We start from the raw sequence: 856 nt of genomic DNA on the forward strand, positions 1-856 counted from the left end.
CGATGCGGGCCTGGGTCGCCGAACAAGACTGGCTCACCCTGGAACGATTACCCGCCTACGCTCAATGCTGCTGACTTACGTGCCTTGTGGGAGTTTGCGTTTGGCCTTCGAGGTGGTCCGTGAGGCCGGTGTGATGGTGATCGTCTCGGGCGTCGGGGATGACCGGTGCTGCCGGTGACGATGCTCGGGCCGTTTCAGGCGCCAGTGGGACATCTTCCGCTTGACCACGCGGGGATAGGAACGCGGCCGGCGCTGCGGCAGGAGCCTGCGGGTGATCTCGGCCAGCGTCCGGTCAAGGGCCCTGGCCAGTCGTCCGGGGGGGGGGGAAAAGCCCGCCTGAGCGGGGACCTCGCGGCGGACGGCGTGCAGGGTGCGGGTGAAGGAGATCCGGTCCGGATCGACGTCGCGTGATCGGGCAGCCAGGTGGGCGAGTTGTCGTAGTGCGTGGTGTACCAGCAGCATCCCGTGGACCTCCTGGGTGACACCGTCGGGGCTCTTGGAACGCAGGGCCGAGCCCGCGCCCTGGTGGACCTTCAGCTCGTCCAGCAGCGACTCGATCTCCCACCGCTGGTGGTGAAGGACGGCCAGTTCCCGGGCGGGGGCCTGCTCCGGGTCGAGGATGGTGGTGATCAGCCGGTAGACCTCGCTCCCGCCGTCCAGGGTGTACTCGATAACCCGGACGTGCTCGGGATCGGAGCACTGGTAGTAGTCCTTCGCCGCGAAGATCTGCGACAGGTAGGAGCCGTCCTCCAGCTGGCGGCACAACGGCAAAACCGCGTTGCTCTTCACCCGCCACAGCAGATCGGCGCCGCGGGCCTTGGCGGCCCGCCAGCGCGGGAACGCGGGAAAGTTCCGG

General features: G+C 68.1%; 1 protein-coding gene. It reads right to left on the reverse strand.

What is annotated here, in order from left to right:
- Positions 1 to 75: 75 nt before the first annotated feature.
- A partial coding sequence (locus tag IE294_RS46905; RefSeq protein ID WP_189895408.1) for a transposase occupies positions 76 to 856 on the reverse strand: 781 nt, incomplete at its 5' end.

It is taken from the genome of Streptomyces canarius (assembly GCF_014650735.1).
GTDB lineage: Bacteria > Actinomycetota > Actinomycetes > Streptomycetales > Streptomycetaceae > Streptomyces > Streptomyces olivaceoviridis.